This is a genomic window from Caballeronia arvi, from assembly GCF_001544695.2.
Classification (GTDB): domain Bacteria; phylum Pseudomonadota; class Gammaproteobacteria; order Burkholderiales; family Burkholderiaceae; genus Caballeronia; species Caballeronia arvi.
This window is the reverse complement of the sequence record NZ_FCOM02000077.1, coordinates 1-17,984: the sequence shown is the minus strand read 5'-3', so window position 1 is coordinate 17,984 and position 17,984 is coordinate 1. Positions and strand designations below refer to the sequence as shown.

Genomic DNA, 17,984 nt, shown 5'->3' with positions numbered 1-17,984 from the left:
TTTAAAGGCTTTCGCGCCGCGTTCCGGCGAGGCACACCCAGCCTTCGTGCTCGCGCCAGACGCCGATGTCGATCCACTTCGCGTAGACCGCCGCGACTTCGTCGGCCTGCCGCGCGAGCACGCCCGACAGCGCGATCCTGCCGCCCGGCCTGACCTTTGCGCAGAGCATCGACGCCATCAGCTTGAGCGGATTGGAAAGGATATTCGCGACGACGATATCGAACTCGCCGGTGGGACAGGCATCGGGCAAACCGTAAGTCACGTCCGCATGATTGCGCTCGCTGTTCTGACGCGCCGACTCGACCGCCTGCGGATCAATGTCGATGCCGAAGACCGGATTCGCGCCGCACTTCTTCGCGAGAATCGCGAGGATGCCGGAGCCGCATCCGTAATCGAGGACCGATTGCCCCGGCTTCACCGATTGCTCCAGCCATTCCATGCAAAGACGCGTGGTCGGATGGCTGCCGGTGCCGAACGCGAGGCCCGGATCGAGTTCGAGCACGAGTGCGTCGGGATCGGGCGCATCGTGCCACGAGGGCACGACCCAGATGCGCTCGCCAATGGAGATCGGATCGAACTGCGCCTGCGTGAGCCGCACCCAGTCCTGCTCCTCGACTTCGCGCACCGTGAACGCCGGCGCCTTCTGCAAACCGATTTCGTTTGCCGCGGCCGTGAGCAGCACGGCCGGATCGGCGTCTTCGGCGAGCAGCGCGACGACGCGCGAATGCTTCCACGCGCTCTTTTCCGGCACGAGACCGGGCTCGCCGAAAAGCGGCTGCTCGTCGGGCGTGTCGGCGTCGGCGTCTTCGACGGACACCGACAGCGCGCCGATTTCAAGCAGCGCATCCGACAGCGCTTCGGCGTGCTCGCGATCCAGCTCGGCGATCAGTTCCCGGTAACTCATGCTCTTTCTCTTGCTAGTGACGGCTTACGACTCTTCGGCGACTGCCGCCTGACGTGCCGCCAGCTTGTTTTCGAGGTAATGGATGCTCGTGCCGCCCTCGACGAACTTCGCGTCGATCATCATCTCGCGATGCAGCGGGATGTTGGTCGAGATGCCTTCCACGACCATTTCCGACAGCGCAATGCGCATGCGGTTGATCGCCTGCTCGCGCGTCGCGCCGTAGGCAATGAGCTTGCCGATCATCGAATCGTAGTTCGGCGGAACGAAGTAGTTGGCGTAAGCGTGCGAATCGACGCGAATGCCCGGACCGCCCGCCGTATGCCACGACGTGATGCGTCCCGGCGACGGCGTGAACTTGAACGGATCTTCCGCGTTGATGCGGCATTCGATCGCGTGGCCCTTGAACTGAATGTCCTTCTGGCGGATCGAGAGCTTCTCGCCCGCGGCGATGCGAATCTGTTCCTGAACGATATCGACGCCCGTGATGAGCTCCGTCACCGGATGCTCCACCTGCACGCGCGTGTTCATTTCGATGAAGTAGAACTCGTTGTTCTCGTACAGGAACTCGAACGTGCCCGCGCCGAGATAGCCCATCTTCTTGCACGCATCGGCGCAGCGGTCGCCGATTCGCTCGATCAGCCGGCGCGCGATGCCCGGCGCGGGCGCTTCCTCGATCACCTTCTGGTGACGGCGCTGCATCGAGCAGTCGCGTTCGCCGAGCCAGATCGCGTTGCGAAACGAGTCCGACAACACCTGAATCTCGATGTGGCGCGGGTTCTCGAGGAACTTCTCCATGTAGACCTGCGGGTTGCCGAAGGCGCGGCCCGCTTCCTCGCGCGTCATGTTGACCGCGTTCACGAGCGCTGCTTCGGTGTGCACCACGCGCATGCCGCGCCCGCCGCCTCCGCCCGCCGCCTTGATGATGACGGGGTAGCCAATCGTGCGCGCAATCTTCACGATCTCGCGCGGATCGTCCGGCAACGCGCCTTCCGAACCCGGCACGCACGGCACGCCGGTCTTGATCATCGTCTGCTTGGCGGTGACCTTATCGCCCATCAGGCGGATGGTTTCGGGGCGCGGACCGATGAACGTGAAGCCCGATTGCTCGACGCGCTCGGCGAAATCGGCATTTTCGGAGAGGAAGCCGTAGCCGGGGTGAATCGCTTCGGCGTCGGTGACTTCGGCCGCGCTGATGAGCGCCGGCATGTTCAGGTAGGAGAGATTCGAAGGCGCCGGTCCGATGCACACGGCTTCGTCGGCCAGCTTGACGTACTTCGCTTCCTTGTCGGCTTCCGAGTAGACGACGACTGTCTTGACGCCCAGTTCGCGGCACGCGCGCTGGATGCGAAGCGCGATTTCGCCGCGGTTCGCAATGAGAATTTTTTCAAACATAGTGGGTCGGCTCATCAACGGGCTCGCGTGAGCGGCCCTCGGGGATCGAATCGGCGGCGCGCTTCTCGACGGATCGAGCTTGCTTGAGCGCCGGCGCGGTGAAGCCGGCGGCGGCTGCGAGGCGCAACCGCGGCACGGCCCGATGCGCCTTTAGTCGCCGATCACGAAGAGCGGCTGGCCGTACTCGACCGCCTGGCCGTTCTCGACGAGGATTTCCTTCACGACGCCAGCCTTGTCCGATTCGATCTCGTTCAAGAGCTTCATCGCTTCGATGATGCAGAGCGTCTGGCCTTCCTTCACCGTATCGCCGACCTGAATGAACGGGTCCGCGCCCGGCGACGGCGCGCGGTAGAACGAGCCGACCATCGGCGAGGTCACGATATGGCCCTGCGGCGCAACCGCGGCGGGCGTTGCCGGCACCGGGGCGCCTGCTTCGCCCGCGCCGCCGAAATGCGGCACGCCCGATGCCTGCACTTGCGGCGCGTACTGTTGCGGCGCCTGCATGTAGACGGGCGCGGCGTTCTTGACGATGCGAACCTTGCCTTCGCCTTCCGTCACTTCAAGTTCCGAGATGCCGGATTCCGAGACGAGGTCGATCAGCGTTTTGAGTTTACGAAGGTCCATCGAAAAATCCCCTTTCAATACTTGGAGACCGGGAATCGGCCCGGCACTTTACTTGATTTGTGGGTGTTCTAACTTCAGCGGCGAGCCAACGCGGCCAATGTCGCTTCGGGTTGTGCGGAATTGGGCGCACTTTAGCGCCGTTTAGAGAATTTTGTCTAGTTTTACCGTGCGGATCATTCTGAAACGACGGGACAAATTACCGCGCAGCCCGACGGGATACGGCGAATTTTCCGCAAATTCGGCGTAAAGCACCGTAATTCGCAGCTTAATCCATGTAATTCACTGCTTACCGCCTGCGAATTTTTACAGGTTGTCGAGCGTGTGCCGAAGCTCGGCGGGATCGACTTCGCCCAGTTTTGTCGACCGGACCTGGCCCTTCGAGTCGATCACCACCGTGAAAGGCAGGCCGCCGGCGTTGTTGCCGAAGCTTCGCGCAAGATCCGCGCCGCCGAATCCCGTAACGTAGACCGGATAGGCGACTGGCACTTTTTGCAGGAAGTCGTTGACGTTCTTCTCGCTGTCGACGCCAAGCCCGATGAACGTGACGCCTTTTTTCTCGTACTCACGCTGCATTGCGGAGAGCGTCGGCATTTCCTTGACGCACGGGCCGCACCACGATGCCCAGAAATTCACGACGACCGGCTTGCCTTTGAACGCAGCGAGCGGCTGGGCCGTGCCGGAAGCGCCGGGCGGCGTCGCTTTCCAGAGCTGATCGACGGCGTTCCCGCCCGCCTGAGTCGCGGCCACAGTGTCGTGGCCGGTGAAGACGTGGCCGGCGTAGAAGCCGCCGACGGTCGCAGCGACCGCGACCACAAGGGCCGCCAGAATGCGTGTGCTTTTCATGAGCGTCCGGAGAAAAGATCAACCGCCGATTTCGAGCGGCGGGGCGTCGGGATGATCGAGCAGCGCCCGCACGGCCGCCATGTTCGCGCGGGCGAGGCGTCCGCGACCGTCCGCGCGCACGGCGCCGCGAAGATCATCGGTTCCGTAAAGCGCGATATGCAGGCCGACCGGCTCTTCGCCGCGCGTCCGATGCAGAAAGCTCAGCGTCTCGACGTAGCCGCGCCCGGCGAAATGCCGCGTCTCCGACACGTCGTACTGCACGTTCGCGTTCAGCAGGTAAATCGCGACTTCCTTGGGGTTGTCGCAGAAGCATTGCAGGTGAATATCGGAGTGCTCGCCCGCCGTGCCGTTGAGCACCGCGCCCGTCAGATAAGGATCGAAGGGCTTGAGACGCTCCATCCAGTCGAGCGCGATTTCGCGCATGCGGCGCAGCACGGCCGGCTGGCTGTCGCTCTGGAAAATCGCCTGATATTCGCGGATTTGCTCTTCGATCTGGTCGTTATCGGGCAGGAATTCGCCGCCGATCTTCGTCTCGCCGACCACGAGCTTCGCGGCCTTGCGCTTGGCGGTGGAGTAGTCGAGACCATCTTCGGCGATCATCCGTGCAGCCGCGATCGCGATTTCCTCGCGCACGCGCTGCGGGTCGAAATGTGATTTGCGAACCATGCCGGAATGATACTAGATAACCTCGGGCGGCCCTTTTGCGGACCCGGTGCGGCGGGCGTGCGCGGGCAGAAGAACGCTTCGCGCGCTCGGTTACAATATGCGCCTACAGGCGCCTTTCTGCACGGGTTTGCCCTTAGGTTCACGCAACCTTAGGTTCACGCAACGGCGCCGTTCCTGTTTCCGCATTTCAATCGCCCGCGCGGCGCGACACGGTTTATGCACATCCACATCCTCGGCATCTGCGGCACCTTCATGGGCGGACTCGCCGTTCTGGCGCGTGAAGCGGGCCACAAGGTCACCGGCTGCGACGCGGGCGTCTACCCGCCGATGAGCACGCAGCTCGAAGCGCAGGGCATCGAGTTGATCGAAGGCTATGGCGTCGAGCAGCTCACGCTGGAACCTGATCTCTTCGTCATCGGCAACGTGGTGTCACGCGGCAATCCGCTGATGGAGGCCATCCTCGATCGCGGCTTGCCGTACACGTCCGGCCCGCAATGGCTCGGCGAGCACGTGCTGAACGGCAAGTGGGTGCTCGCGGTCGCCGGCACGCACGGCAAGACCACGACCAGCTCGATGCTCGCGTGGCTGCTCGAAGACGCCGGCATGAATCCAGGCTTTCTCATCGGCGGCGTGCCGCTCAACTTCGGCATCTCCGCGCGTCTGACCGATTCGAGCTTCTTCGTCATCGAAGCTGATGAATACGACACCGCGTTCTTCGATAAGCGTTCGAAGTTCGTCCACTACCGCCCGCGCACGGCCGTGCTCAACAATCTCGAATTCGATCACGCCGATATCTTCCCGGATCTCGCTTCGATCGAAACGCAATTCCATCACCTTGTGCGCACGGTGCCGGGCGTCGGACGCATCGTGACGAACGGGCGGGAAGCTGCGCTCGAACGCGTCCTCATGCGCGGCTGCTGGTCGGGCGTGGAGCGCTTCGGCGTCGAAGGCGGCTGGCAGGCGTTGCCGGCGGAGGAAGGCGCGCGCGTCGACGAGCAGTTCGCGGTGTATTGGGAAGGCGAGCGGCTGGGCATCGTCGATTGGCAGGTTCAGGGCGAACACAATCGCATGAACGCGCTCGCGGCGATCGCGGCGGCGCGCTCGGTCGGCGTGCCGGCGGCGCAGTCGGTGAAATCGCTGGCCGCGTTTCGCAACGTCAAGCGGCGCATGGAGATCAAGGGCAGCGTCGATGGCGTCACCGTCTATGACGACTTCGCGCACCATCCGACCGCGATCGAAACGACCGTCGCCGGTTTGCGCACGCGCGTTGGTAAATCCCGCATTCTTGCCGTGCTCGAACCGCGTTCGAACACGATGAAGCTCGGCACGATGAAAGCGCAGTTGCCCGCCAGTCTCGCCGATGCGAATCTCGTCTTCGGCTACGGCGCGCGCGACGGCCGCGACAAGCTCGGCTGGAATCTCGCCGAAGCGCTGTCCCCGCTCGGCGACAAGGCGCAGGCGTTCAACGAAATCGAACCTCTGGTGAAGGCGGTCACGGCCGCCGCGCGTCCCGGCGACCACGTGCTCGTGATGAGCAACGGCGGCTTCGGCGGCGTTCATCAGAAACTGCTCGATGCGCTTTCGGCGCGTGGCGCAGGAGGACATTCGTGATTCTCTATCTGCACGGCTTTCGCTCGTCCCCCCAATCGTTCAAGGCGCGCGTGATGCATGCGCGTCTCGCTGAACTCGGGCGGCTCGGCGAATGGCAGTGCCCGACGCTGCCGGTATCGCCCTTCGATGCCGTCGCGCTGGCGGAATCGCTCACGGCAGGCGAAAAGACGGGCGATGTGACCGTCGTCGGCAGCTCGCTCGGCGGGTATTACGCCACTTATCTCGCGGAAAAGCATGGCTGGCGTGCCGTGCTGCTCAATCCCGCCGTCGTGCCGGACCGCGATCTGAGCCACTATCTCGGCGAGCAGCCGCTCTGGCACGGCGACGGCAGCATCACCGTGCTGCCGCGGCATCTGGACGAACTGCGCGCGCTCGCGGTCGAATCGGTCACGCGGCCCGAGCGCTACTATCTGATCGCGGCGACGGGCGACGAAGTGCTCGATTACCGCACGATGCTCGATCACTATCCCGGCGTGCGGACCACGCTGATTCAAGGCGGCGATCACGCGATCAGCGACTTTCCGGCCTATCTCGCCGATGTCATCGCGTTCTGCGATCAGGCGCCGCCGCCCTTGGTTGCGCCAGCGGCGGCCTGATACCCCATTCACACCGGCGCGCATTTTCAGAGTGCGGCCGGTCCACCGTCTTACGAGAGTATTGAGTGAACGTTTTCTTCGAGGAATCGGGTAGTTTCAAGGCCGGATCGGTGTTGTCCAAACAGGGTGACGCGTTCCAGGTCGAGTTGCCGGGCGGGCGGCGCGCGAAGGTGCGCGCGAAAGACGTGCTGATCGAGTTCGAAAAGCCCGCGGCCGGCGACCTGATGCAGGAAGCCGACGCCATCGCGCAGGAGATCGATCTCGACTTTCTGTGGGAATGCGCGCCCGAGGATGAATTTCCGTTCGCCGCGCTCGGCGCCGATTATTTCGGCGACAAATTCGGCCCCACCGAACGCGCCGCGCTCGTGCTGCGCATGCACGGCGCGCCGGTCTATTTCCGTCGCAAGGGGCGCGGCCAGTATCAGCGCGCGCCGCAGGAGCAGTTGCAGATGGCGCTCGCCGGCCTCGAGCGCAAGCGTCAGCAGGCGCTCGTGCAGCAGGGCTACGAAGACGAGCTGAAGGCGGGCAAGCTGCCCGACGCGTTGAAGGACAAGGCGCTCGGTCTGCTCACGAAGCCGGACAAGAATTCCATCGAATACAAGGCGCTCGAAGCGGCGGCGGCCGCGCGCGGCATTTCGCAGGCGCGGCTGATGCTCGAATGCGGCGGCATCGCGTCGCCGCGCGCGCTGCACGAAGCACGCTTTCTGTCGGAATTCTTTCCGCACGGCATCGGATTTCCTTCGGTGCAGCCGGGGCCGTTGCCCGACGATCTGCCTGAAGCGAATGTCGAAGCGTTTTCCATCGACGACGTCACCACGACCGAAATCGACGACGCCTTTTCCGTCGAGCATCTTTCCGATGGCCGCGTGCGCGTGGGCATCCACATCGCGGCGCCGGCGCTCGGCATCGCGCGCGGCGACGCCATCGACGCGATCGCGCGCGGGCGTCTGTCGACCGTCTACATGCCGGGCGACAAGATCACGATGCTGCCCGACAACGTCGTCGACGTGTTCACGCTCGGCGAAGGCGGACTGCGTCCGGCGCTGTCGCTGTACATCATCGTGAATCGCGAGACGCAGGATATCGTCGCGACCGAAACGCGTGCCGAACGCGTGTTCGTGAAGAGCAACCTGCGCCACAATCATCTCGACGAGCACGTCACCGAGGAAAGTCTCGCCGCCGGCACCGGCGACTATCCGCACAAGGCTGACATCGCCGTGCTGTGGCCGCTCGCGCAGGCGCTCTTCGAGAAGCGTCAGCAGTCGCGCGCCACTTACGGCCTGAAGCGCGAAGTGCAGCGCAACAACGACTTCAACTTTTATGTCGATGGCGAGCACATCACGATCACGCCGCGCCGCCGTGGTTCGCCGCTCGATCTGATCGTCGCGGAACTCGCGATTCTCGCGAACTCGTCGTGGGGCGCGTTCCTCAACGATCATGGCGTGCCGGGCATCTACCGTTCGCAGCGCGGCTTCGGCGGACCGGGGCCGAAGCGCACGCGCATGCAGACGACGCCCGCTCCGCACGAAGGCCTCGGCGTCGCGCAATATGCGTGGAGCACGTCGCCGCTGCGCCGCTATGTCGATCTCGTCAATCAATGGCAACTGATCGCGTGCGTGCAGCATGGCGTGACGGCCAAGCTCGCGGCTCCCTTCAAGCCGAAGGACGCGGATCTCTTCGCCGTCGTGCAGGGTTTCGACGATACCTACACCGCTTACGCCGATCATCAGCGCCGCATGGAGTATTTCTGGTGTCTGCGCTGGCTGAAGCAGGAAAACAGGCGGCAGGTTCCGGCGTCGGTGATCAAGGACGATCTCGTGCGCCTCGAAGAGATTCCGCTGATTCTGCACGTGCCTGGCCTCGGCGTGCATGCGCGCGGCACGCGTGTGATGCTGGAAGTCGTGTCCATCGATGAGCTGACCGTCGAAGCGTCGTGCCGTCTGCTGCACGTGATCGACGCGCCGGGCGCAGCAGTCGAGGAAGAGGAAGCGGAAGAGGACATCATCGAAACCGACGATCTTTCCGCCGAAAGCGAAGCCGAAGCGCAAGCCGAGGCATCGGCGGAGCAGCCACAACCCGAAACGCCCGCGAACACGCAGGAACCGACGCCATGAAAGATCAATACGCGGTGATCGGCAATCCGATCGAGCACAGCAAATCGCCGTGGATTCATGCGAAGTTCGCCGCGCAGACCGGCGAGCCGATCGAGTACGGGCGCATTCTCGGGCCGCTCGACGGCTTCGGTCGTGAGGTGAAGCGCTTCATCGCGTCGGGCGGGCGTGGCATGAACGTCACCGTGCCGTTCAAGCTCGAAGCGCACGCGCTCGCGGATTCGCTGTCGCCGCGCGCGGCGGCGGCGGGCGCGGTGAATACGCTCGCCTTCGGAACCGATGGAGTGCGCGGCGACAACACCGACGGCGTCGGCCTCGTGCGCGACATCGAAGTGAATCTCGGCGTGAGCCTGAAGGGCGCGCGCATTCTGCTGCTCGGTGCCGGAGGCGCTGCGCGCGGCGTCGTGCTGCCGATCTTCGATCGCGCGCCGGCTTCGCTCACGATCGTCAATCGGACGGCGGCGAAGGCGCATCAGCTCGTCGATCAGTTCGCGCAAAACGCTGCCGATTGCGGCGTGCGATTCGCGGGCGGCGGCGCGGACAGCGCAGAAACCGGCGCTTACGACGTGATCGTCAACGCGACGGCCGGCAGCCTCGACGCCGCCTTGCCCGATTGCGACGACAGCGCGTTCGGCGCGAGCACGCTCGCCTACGACATGATGTACGGCGCGCAGCCGACCGTCTTCATGCAGCACGCGACGAAGCTCGGCGCGCGCGCATCGGATGGTCTCGGCATGCTGGTCGAGCAGGCCGCCGAATCGTTTTTCATCTGGCGCGGCGTGCGTCCGGACGGCGGCGCGGTATTGCGCGAATTGCGCGAGACGCTCGCAGCCAAAGCCTGATGACCGCCGCGCCGGCCGGCAGCCGCTCGCCACGCGCGCACAAGGCGGTGCGGCTCGGACCGGCGCGCTGGATCGCGTATGGCGTGTCGGTGCTGGGGATCGCGTTCATCGCGACGCAGTTTTATTTCTTCGCGCAGATCGGCGTCTGGGCGGTCGTGGATCCCGGCCCGACCGCGTTCATGCGCGCCGACGCATGGACGCTCGCGAAGACGCATCCCGGTATTGCGCTGCAACGCACGTGGGTGCCGTACGACCAGATTTCGCGCAATCTGAAGCGCGCGATCATCGCTTCGGAAGACGCCAACTTCGTCAACAACAACGGCTACGAAACCGACGCCATCCTGCAGGCGTGGGAGAAGAACAAGGCGCGTGGGAAGATCGTCGCGGGCGGTTCGACCATTTCGCAGCAGCTCGCGCGCAATCTGTTCCTCTCGCGCGAAAAGAGCTACGTACGCAAGGCGCAGGAGCTCGTCATCACGTGGATGCTCGAACTGCTGTTGACCAAGGAACGCATCTTCGAGATCTATCTGAATTCGGTCGAGTGGGGCAACGGCGTCTACGGCGCGGAAGCGGCTGCGCATTACTACTACAAGACATCGGCGGCGAAACTCACCGCGTGGCAGAGCGCGCGCCTCGCCGTGATGCTGCCACGCCCGAAGTATTTCGACGATCATCGGAACGCGCCGTATCTGTCTCAGCGGGCAGGCGTCATCGCGCGCCGGATGGGTGCGGCGGAACTGCCGCAGTGAAATTTAGTTCGCCACGCTAAACATTATAAAGCCCTGATTTATCAGGGCTTTTTTGTTTTCGGAATGCTGTCGGCTGTCAGCTTTCTTCCCATTATGTGAGCGGTGCGGTCACATATTGAATAATTCGAAGAGCCGGAACTACAATCCGACCAAAGCCTGAAACGGCACATGCGTGTGACGACCGCAACCCTCGGCGCGCACGACCAGAACAATGGAGACACGTCATGCATCCGATCGCTCGCCCGCACGCGCGGGCCTCTTCGCTCGACCTGCACGCCCGATCCGCAGCACGCCCGTGCGCGGTCCGGCGCGCATCGTGACAGCAGGGAGACCCGCGCCATGACCAAATTCGAGAAACCGGAAACCGACGCCGTCGAAGCGCAAGCCGCGCATGCGAGCGGTTCCCGCGCGAAGCCCATCGGTGCGAGCGCGCCGAAGCACGCGCCCGATCCCGACGCGATCGCGTTGCCGAGCGCGCTCGTCGATATCACGCCGCAGCAGGCCGGCACGCAGACGCTGTTGCGCGGTCTCGCGATTCTCGAAGCCGCCGCGAACGGCGCGCGCGATCTGCGCTCGTTCGGCGCCGCGCTCGGCACGACGCGCAGCACGACGCACCGGCTCGTCAGCTCGCTCGTGCAGGCGCGCTATCTGCGGCAAGTCCCGGGCGGCTATCTGCTCGGGCCGAAGCTGATCGAGCTGGGCACGATCGCGCTGGAGCAAATGCCGCTCACCACCGTCGCGCGTCCGCATCTGCAGGCGCTCGCCGACCACACGCACGACACCATCCACCTCGGCGTGCGCGACGGCGACGACGTTCTCTACATCGACAAGATTCCCGGCACGCGCGGGCTGGAAATGCGTTCGCGCGTCGGGCATCGCATGCCGCTCGCGTCGACGGGCATCGGTAAGGCGATGATGCTCGATCTCGAAGCGAACGCGTGGAAAAAGCTGCTCGAAGCGTCGCACCGCGCGCTCGCGAAGATGAGCTTCCGGCCCGACAATCGCCCCGATTTCGACACTTTCCTGCAGCGCATGACGCGCTATTCGCAAGGCGGCTTCACGTTCGATCTCGAAGAGAATGAAGCGTCGATCCGCTGCGTCGCCGCGCCCGTGCGCGATGCGTCGGGCGCGATCGTCGCGGCGCTGTCGGTGGCGAGCACGATTCCCTACATGCCGCACGAGCGCATGGAAGAACTGATTCCGGTCGTGCAGCGCGAGGCGCGCGCGATTTCCGAGGAACTCGGCTGGCGTGCGCCGCAGGCTGCACGCAGGATCAAGCGATGACCTTGCCCGCACTCATCGCGCTCGACTGGGGCACGACCTCGCTGCGCGCCTATCTGCTCGGCAGCGACGGCGTCGTCCTCGATACGCGCACGTCGTCGGCGGGCATCATGAACCTGCCCGCGGGCGGCTTCGATCAGGCGTTCGAGGACACCTGCGGCGTGTGGCTCGACGCGCATGCACCGCTGCCGGCGCAGTTGCCGGTCATCGCCGCGGGCATGGTCGGCAGCGCGCAGGGCTGGGTCGAAGCGCCGTATGTCGAAACGCCCGCGGGCGCCGATGAGCTCGTCGCCGGCATCGTCACGGTGAAAACGGCGCGCGGCGTGACCGTGCATGTCGCGCCGGGCGTGCTGGAGAAAGGCACGCTCCCCAATGTGATGCGCGGCGAGGAAACGCAGATCTTCGGCGCACTTTTCGGCGAGCCGGCGCTGGGCGGATCGGCTGGAAAATCAGGCGGCGCATTGATCGGCTTGCCGGGCACGCACGCGAAATGGGCCTTCGTCACCGATGAGCGCATCGAGCGCTTTTATACCTTCATGACGGGCGAGACCTTCAGCGCGCTGCGTGATCACACGATTCTCGGCCGCACGATGCATCCGAGCGCGACGCACGACGAGCCGGCATTTCTGCGCGGCGTCGATACGGCGCGCGATGCCGGGCAGGCCGGCTTGCTCGCGACGATTTTCAGCACGCGCACGCTCGGTCTCACCGGCCAGCTGTCGGCGGAACAGCAGCCGGATTATCTGTCCGGACTTCTGATCGGCCACGAGCTGCGCGGGCTGAACGAAGTGCTCGCGCGCCAGCAGTCGTCGCTGGCTGGCAGAACGCTGCGCCTGATTGGCAACGATGCGCTTTGCAAGCGCTATCGCGCGGCGCTCGTACGCTTCGGTTGCCACGACGCCCCGACGGTCGCGCACGCCACCGAGCGCGGCCTTTACCGTATCGCAGCGCTTGCCGGGTTGATCGCCGCGCCCGTGCGCGCCGCCTGAAAAGGAGCAAAAACGATGCAGCCTTCCATCAATCTGCCCGCGCCGTACGGCATGCACGCCGGTCTCGCGAAGGCATTCGCCGCGTGTCCGCTGATCGCGATCCTGCGCGGCGTCACGCCCGCCGATGCCGCCGAACACGGTCGCGCGCTGTACGAAGCGGGCTTTCGCATCGTCGAGGTGCCGCTCAATTCGCCCCAGCCGTTCGACAGCATCGCGGCGATCCGTCAGGCGCTGCCCGCCGATGCGATCGTCGGTGCGGGCACGGTGCTGCATCCGAGTTACGTCGATAGCGTGAAGGCGGCCGGCGGCGAGCTGATCGTGATGCCGCACAGCGACGCCGATGTCGTGCGCGCCGCGAAAGCGCAAGGTCTCGCATGCGCGCCGGGCGTCGCGACGCCGAACGAGGCGTTTCTCGCGCTGAAGAACGGCGCGGACGTGCTGAAGATGTTTCCGGCCGAGCAGCTCGGCCCGGCGATCACGAAGGCATGGCGCGCGGTGATCGCGAAGGAAGTGCCGCTCGTGCCGGTCGGCGGCATCGCGCCGGACAACATGGGACCGTTCCTCGCCGCGGGCGCGAACGGTTTCGGTTTGGGCTCGGCCCTGTACAAGCCGGGCCAGAGCGCCGAAGCGACGGCGGCTCACGCGAAGGCGTTCGTCGACGGGCTGGCGCTTGCGCGAGGCGAGGCCAAATGAACCGCCTCGCCGGCAAAGTCGCGATGGTCACGGGCGCGGGACGCGGCATCGGCGCCGCGATCGCGCTGGCGTTTGCGCGCGAGGGCGCATCGGTGGCGCTGGCGGAGCTCGATATCGACACGGCCCGCGCAACGGCCGAGCGAATTGCCGCAGAGGTGAGCGGCGCGCGCGTGCTCGCGGTCCAAACGGATGTCACGCAAAGTGCGTCGGTGAAAGAAGCGGTGACGCAAACCGAAACTGCGTTCGGCCCGCTCGATGTGCTGGTGAACAACGCGGGCATCAACGTGTTCTGCGATCCGCTGACGATGACCGACGAAGACTGGCGGCGCTGCTTCGCCGTCGATCTCGATGGCGTGTGGAACGGCTGCCGCGCGGTGCTGCCGGGCATGGTCGGGCGCGAGCGCGGAAGCATCGTGAATATCGCGTCGACGCACAGCTTCAAGATCATTCCGGGCTGCTTCCCGTATCCGGTGGCGAAGCACGGCGTGATCGGCCTGACGCGCGCGCTCGGCATCGAATACGCGCCGAGCAACGTGCGCGTGAATGCGATCGCGCCGGGTTACATCGAAACGCAACTGACGCTCGACTGGTGGGATGCGCAAGCAGACCCGAAAGCCGCGCGCCAGGCGACGCTCGATTTGCAGCCGATGAAGCGCATCGGCCGGCCGCAGGAAGTGGCGATGACGGCGGTGTTCCTCGCATCGGACGAGGCGCCGTTCATCAACGCGAGTTGCATCACGGTCGATGGCGGGCGCTCGGCGCTGTACCACGACTGAACGAACCGGGAACCACCAGAAGAATGACGGCGCACTGGCCGCGGTGCGCTTCATCAATATAAGACACGGCCACACACCTTCGTATCGCCCGCGCGCGGGCATTTTTCGACATCGGAAAAAGTCGGGAGACAAAAAATGAAACGCAGACTGTTCCTCACGCTGATCGCCGCTGCCACGGCAACGAGCGCGTCCATGATCGCGGCGCCCGTCGCGCAGGCCGCCGACGAGGTCAAGATCGGCTTCCTCGTGAAGCAGCCGGAAGAACCGTGGTTCCAGGACGAATGGAAATTCGCCGAAATCGCCGCGAAGAACAAGGGCTTCACGCTCGTGAAGATCGGCGCGCCGTCGGGCGAAAAAGTGATGAGCGCCATCGACAACCTCGCCGCGCAGAAGGCGCAGGGCTTCATCATCTGCACGCCGGATGTGAAGCTCGGACCGGGCATCGTGGCGAAGGCGAAGGCGGATAAGCTCAAGATGATGACGGTCGATGACCGCCTCGTCGACGGCTCCGGCAAGCCGATCGAATCCGTGCCGCACATGGGCATTTCCGCCTACAACATCGGCAAGCAGGTGGGCGACGGCATCGCCGCCGAGATCAAGAAGCGCGGCTGGGACATGAAGGATGTCGGCGCGATCGACGTGACCTACGAGCAGTTGCCGACCGCGCATGACCGCACCGCCGGCGCCACCGATGCGCTCATCGCCGCCGGTTTCCCGAAGGCGAACATCATCGCCGCGCCGCAGGCGAAGACCGATACGGAAAACGCCTTCAACGCCGCGAACATCGCGCTCACGAAGAATCCGCAGTTCAAGCACTGGGTCGCCTACGCGCTCAACGACGAAGGCGTGCTCGGCGCGGTGCGTGCGGCCGAAGGACGGGGCTTCAAGGCCGACAACATGATCGGCATCGGCATCGGCGGATCGGACTCGGCGCTGAACGAATTCAAGAAGCCGAATCCGACGGGCTTCTACGGCACCGTCATCATCAGCCCGAAGCGCCACGGCGAAGAAACGTCCGAGCTGATGTACGCGTGGATCAAGGACGGCAAGGCACCGCCGCCGCTCACGCTCACGACCGGCATGCTGGCGACGCGTGAGAATGTCGCGTCGGTGCGTCAGCAGATGGGACTGGCGTCGAACTAAAGCTTTGCGGGCCGCATGAAAGTGCGGCCCGCGCATGATCCAAGGAGGCGATGTGTCAGCGACGCTGCGTTTTGACAATATCGGCAAGGTGTTTCCAGGCGTGCGCGCGCTCGACGGCGTGTCGTTCGACGTCAACGCCGGCGAAGTTCACGGTCTGATGGGCGAGAACGGCGCGGGCAAATCGACTTTGCTCAAGATTCTCGGCGGCGAGTATCAGCCCGATTCCGGGCGCGTGCTCATCGACGACAGGGAAGTGCATTTCGCGAGCGCGGCGGCATCGATCGCGTCGGGCATCGCGGTGATCCATCAGGAATTGCAGTACGTGCCGGATCTGACCGTGTCCGAGAATCTGCTGCTCGGCGCGCTGCCCAACCGGCTCGGCTGGGTCGACAAGCGCGCGGCGAAAGCACACGTGCGCGAGCGGCTCGCGGCGATGGGTGTCGATCTCGATCCGAATGCGAAGCTGCGCAAGCTGTCCATCGCGCAGCGGCAGATGGTCGAAATCTGCAAGGCGCTGCTGCGCAACGCACGCGTGATCGCGCTCGACGAACCGACGTCATCGCTCTCGCATCGCGAGACCGAAGTGCTGTTCAAGCTCGTGCGCGATCTGAAGGCGGACAACCGCGCGCTGATCTACATCTCGCATCGTATGGACGAGATTTACGAACTGTGCGACGCCTGCACGATTTTCCGCGATGGCCGCAAGATCGCGTCGCATCTGGCGCTCGCCGACGTGCCGCGCGACACGCTCGTGCAGGAGATGGTCGGCCGCGAGATCAGCGACATCTACGGCTATCGCGCGCGCGAGTTGGGCGAAGTGCGCTTCTCCGTGAAGAACGTGCAGGGCGATGCCTTGAGCGCGCCGGCGAGTTTCGAGGTTAAGCGCGGCGAGATCGTCGGTTTCTTCGGGCTGGTCGGCGCGGGCCGCAGCGAGCTGATGCATCTCGTGTACGGCGCGGACAAGAAGAAGGACGGCGACATCCAGCTCGACGGCCAGCCGATCAAGATACGCAGCACCGGCGAAGCGATTCGTCACGGCATCGTGCTGTGTCCGGAGGATCGCAAGGAAGAGGGCATCGTCGCGATGGCGACGGTCGCGGAGAACATCAACATTTCGTGCCGCCGTCACTATCTGCGCGGCGGTCTGTTTCTCGACCGCAAGAAGGAAGCGCAGACGGCCGACCGTTTCATCCAGTTGCTGAAGATCAAGACGCCGAGCCGCAAGCAGCGCATCCGTTTTCTGTCGGGCGGCAATCAGCAGAAGGCGATTCTGTCGCGCTGGCTCGCGGAGCCGGATCTGAAGGTCGTCATTCTCGATGAACCGACGCGCGGCATCGACGTCGGCGCGAAGCACGAGATCTACAACGTGATTTATCAGCTTGCTGAGCGCGGCTGCGCGATCGTGATGATTTCGTCGGAGTTGCCGGAAGTGCTGGGCGTCTCCGATCGCATCGTCGTGATGCGGCAGGGGCGGATCGCGGGCGAATTGCCGCGTGAGAAAGCGAGCGAACAGGCGGTGCTGAGTCTCGCGCTGCCGCAGGCCGAGAGCGTCGCGCAGGCGGCATGAAGGCGACACCAGGACAAGAGGAGCGAATCATGGAAGCAAGAGAAAACATCGTGGGGCAGGCGACGGAAACCGTCGCGAACGCGCTGATCCCGCAGAAGAATGACAAACAGAAGTGGTGGCAGCAGATCACGGAGTACAGCCTGATCGTGATCTTCATCGTCATGTTCGTGACGATGTCGCTATCCGTCGATCACTTCTTCTCGATCGAGAACATGCTGGGCCTCGCGCTGTCGATTTCGCAGATCGGCATGGTCGCGTGCACGATGATGTTCTGTCTCGCGTCGCGCGACTTCGACTTGTCGGTCGGCTCGACGATCGCCTTTGCCGGCGTGCTGTGCGCGATGGTGCTCAATGCGACCGACAACACTTTTATTGCGATCATTGCTGCGGTTGCGGCGGGCGCGGTGATCGGTTTCGTGAACGGCGCGGTGATTGCTTATCTGCGCATCAACGCGCTGATCACCACGCTGGCCACGATGGAAATCGTGCGCGGGCTTGGCTTTATCGTGTCGCATGGACAGGCGGTGGGGGTGTCGTCGGATACGTTCATTGCGCTTGGTAGTTTGTCGATGTTCGGGATTTCCCTGCCGATCTGGGTGACGCTTGCGTGCTTCATCGTTTTTGGCGTATTGCTCAACCAGACCGTGTATGGACGTAATACATTGGCGATCGGCGGGAATCCTGAGGCTTCGCGGCTGGCGGGTATCAATGTCGAGCGCACGCGGGTGTGGATCTTTTTGATTCAGGGCGCGGTTACCGCGCTGGCGGGTGTGATTCTCGCCTCGCGGATTACTTCGGGGCAGCCGAATGCTGCTCAGGGGTTCGAGCTCAATGTGATTTCGGCTTGTGTTTTGGGTGGGGTTTCGCTGCTTGGCGGACGGGCTACGATTTCTGGCGTCGTGATTGGCGTGCTCATTATGGGTACTGTCGAGAACGTCATGAATCTGATGAATATCGATGCGTTTTATCAGTACCTCGTTAGAGGGGCGATATTGCTTGCTGCTGTGTTGCTCGATCAGTTGAAGAATCGTGGGTCGCGGGATTGATTTGCTTTTTTGCTTTCGTGGAAGCCTGCTTTCGTGTTGGTTTATTAGCGTTGCCCCTCCCCGGGGCGGGGGTAACTTTCTTTGCTGCTGTGTATAGACCGGGGACATAGTTGACAGATTTGGCGGGGACATGGTTGACACTTTTGGCATC

General features: G+C 64.1%; 17 protein-coding genes. 12 read left to right on the top strand and 5 right to left on the bottom strand.

Going from position 1 to position 17,984, the window contains the following annotated elements; genetic code table 11:
* Nucleotide 1: 1 nt before the first annotated feature.
* The 5 genes from prmA to AWB74_RS39130 form a co-directional block, all read right to left on the bottom strand.
* A complete protein-coding gene (gene prmA / locus AWB74_RS39150; protein ID WP_061151947.1) occupies nt 2-904 on the bottom strand; it encodes a 50S ribosomal protein L11 methyltransferase in 903 nt (300 codons plus the stop codon).
* 24 nt (nt 905-928) lie between these two features.
* A complete protein-coding gene (gene accC / locus AWB74_RS39145; protein WP_061151946.1) occupies nt 929-2,296 on the bottom strand; it encodes an acetyl-CoA carboxylase biotin carboxylase subunit in 1,368 nt (455 codons plus the stop codon).
* A gap of 150 nt (nt 2,297-2,446) precedes the next feature.
* Nucleotides 2,447-2,920, bottom strand: coding sequence for an acetyl-CoA carboxylase biotin carboxyl carrier protein (accB, locus tag AWB74_RS39140; RefSeq protein ID WP_061151945.1), 474 nt, complete (start codon nt 2,918-2,920; stop codon nt 2,447-2,449).
* 303 nt (nt 2,921-3,223) lie between these two features.
* Nucleotides 3,224-3,763, bottom strand: a complete 540-nt coding sequence (locus AWB74_RS39135) for a TlpA family protein disulfide reductase (RefSeq protein WP_061151944.1) — start codon at nt 3,761-3,763, stop codon at nt 3,224-3,226.
* 18 nt (nt 3,764-3,781) lie between these two features.
* Entirely contained in the window at nt 3,782-4,429 is a 648-nt protein-coding gene (locus tag AWB74_RS39130; protein ID WP_061151943.1) for a hypothetical protein, read from the bottom strand.
* A gap of 216 nt (nt 4,430-4,645) precedes the next feature.
* Here AWB74_RS39130 and mpl point away from each other — a divergent pair, with 216 nt between their 5' ends.
* From mpl to araH, 12 genes are all read left to right on the top strand, one after another.
* Complete coding sequence (mpl, locus tag AWB74_RS39125) at nt 4,646-6,040, top strand: UDP-N-acetylmuramate:L-alanyl-gamma-D-glutamyl-meso-diaminopimelate ligase (protein ID WP_061151942.1); 1,395 nt, start codon at nt 4,646-4,648, stop codon at nt 6,038-6,040.
* On the top strand, nt 6,037-6,636 hold the full coding sequence (locus tag AWB74_RS39120) for a YqiA/YcfP family alpha/beta fold hydrolase (protein WP_061151941.1): 600 nt from the start codon (nt 6,037-6,039) through the stop codon (nt 6,634-6,636). Before mpl ends, AWB74_RS39120 begins: the two co-directional genes overlap by 4 nt.
* 65 nt (nt 6,637-6,701) lie before the next feature.
* The gene (locus tag AWB74_RS39115; RefSeq protein ID WP_061151940.1) at nt 6,702-8,750 is read left to right on the top strand and encodes a ribonuclease catalytic domain-containing protein; all 2,049 of its coding nucleotides are present in this window, start codon (nt 6,702-6,704) and stop codon (nt 8,748-8,750) included.
* A complete protein-coding gene (gene aroE, locus AWB74_RS39110) occupies nt 8,747-9,589 on the top strand; it encodes a shikimate dehydrogenase (RefSeq protein WP_061151939.1) in 843 nt (280 codons plus the stop codon). Before AWB74_RS39115 ends, aroE begins: the two co-directional genes overlap by 4 nt.
* Entirely contained in the window at nt 9,589-10,338 is a 750-nt protein-coding gene (mtgA, locus tag AWB74_RS39105) for a monofunctional biosynthetic peptidoglycan transglycosylase (RefSeq protein WP_061151938.1), read from the top strand. Before aroE ends, mtgA begins: the two co-directional genes overlap by 1 nt.
* A 339-nt stretch (nt 10,339-10,677) precedes the next feature.
* On the top strand, nt 10,678-11,622 hold the full coding sequence (locus AWB74_RS39100; protein WP_061151937.1) for an IclR family transcriptional regulator: 945 nt from the start codon (nt 10,678-10,680) through the stop codon (nt 11,620-11,622).
* A complete protein-coding gene (locus AWB74_RS39095; RefSeq protein ID WP_087039450.1) occupies nt 11,619-12,608 on the top strand; it encodes a 2-dehydro-3-deoxygalactonokinase in 990 nt (329 codons plus the stop codon). The genes AWB74_RS39100 and AWB74_RS39095 overlap by 4 nt, the downstream gene beginning before the upstream one ends.
* A 15-nt stretch (nt 12,609-12,623) precedes the next feature.
* Entirely contained in the window at nt 12,624-13,301 is a 678-nt protein-coding gene (locus AWB74_RS39090) for a 2-dehydro-3-deoxy-6-phosphogalactonate aldolase (RefSeq protein WP_061151935.1), read from the top strand.
* On the top strand, nt 13,298-14,077 hold the full coding sequence (locus AWB74_RS39085; protein ID WP_061151934.1) for an SDR family oxidoreductase: 780 nt from the start codon (nt 13,298-13,300) through the stop codon (nt 14,075-14,077). Before AWB74_RS39090 ends, AWB74_RS39085 begins: the two co-directional genes overlap by 4 nt.
* A 135-nt stretch (nt 14,078-14,212) precedes the next feature.
* A complete protein-coding gene (locus tag AWB74_RS39080) occupies nt 14,213-15,220 on the top strand; it encodes an arabinose ABC transporter substrate-binding protein (RefSeq protein ID WP_061151933.1) in 1,008 nt (335 codons plus the stop codon).
* Between the two features lie 52 nt (nt 15,221-15,272).
* Nucleotides 15,273-16,787 (top strand): L-arabinose ABC transporter ATP-binding protein AraG, encoded by a 1,515-nt coding sequence (gene araG, locus AWB74_RS39075; RefSeq protein WP_061151955.1) that lies wholly within the window; start codon nt 15,273-15,275, stop codon nt 16,785-16,787.
* 29 nt (nt 16,788-16,816) lie between these two features.
* Nucleotides 16,817-17,833, top strand: coding sequence for an L-arabinose ABC transporter permease AraH (gene araH, locus AWB74_RS39070; RefSeq protein WP_061151932.1), 1,017 nt, complete (start codon nt 16,817-16,819; stop codon nt 17,831-17,833).
* Nucleotides 17,834-17,984 lie beyond the last annotated feature (151 nt).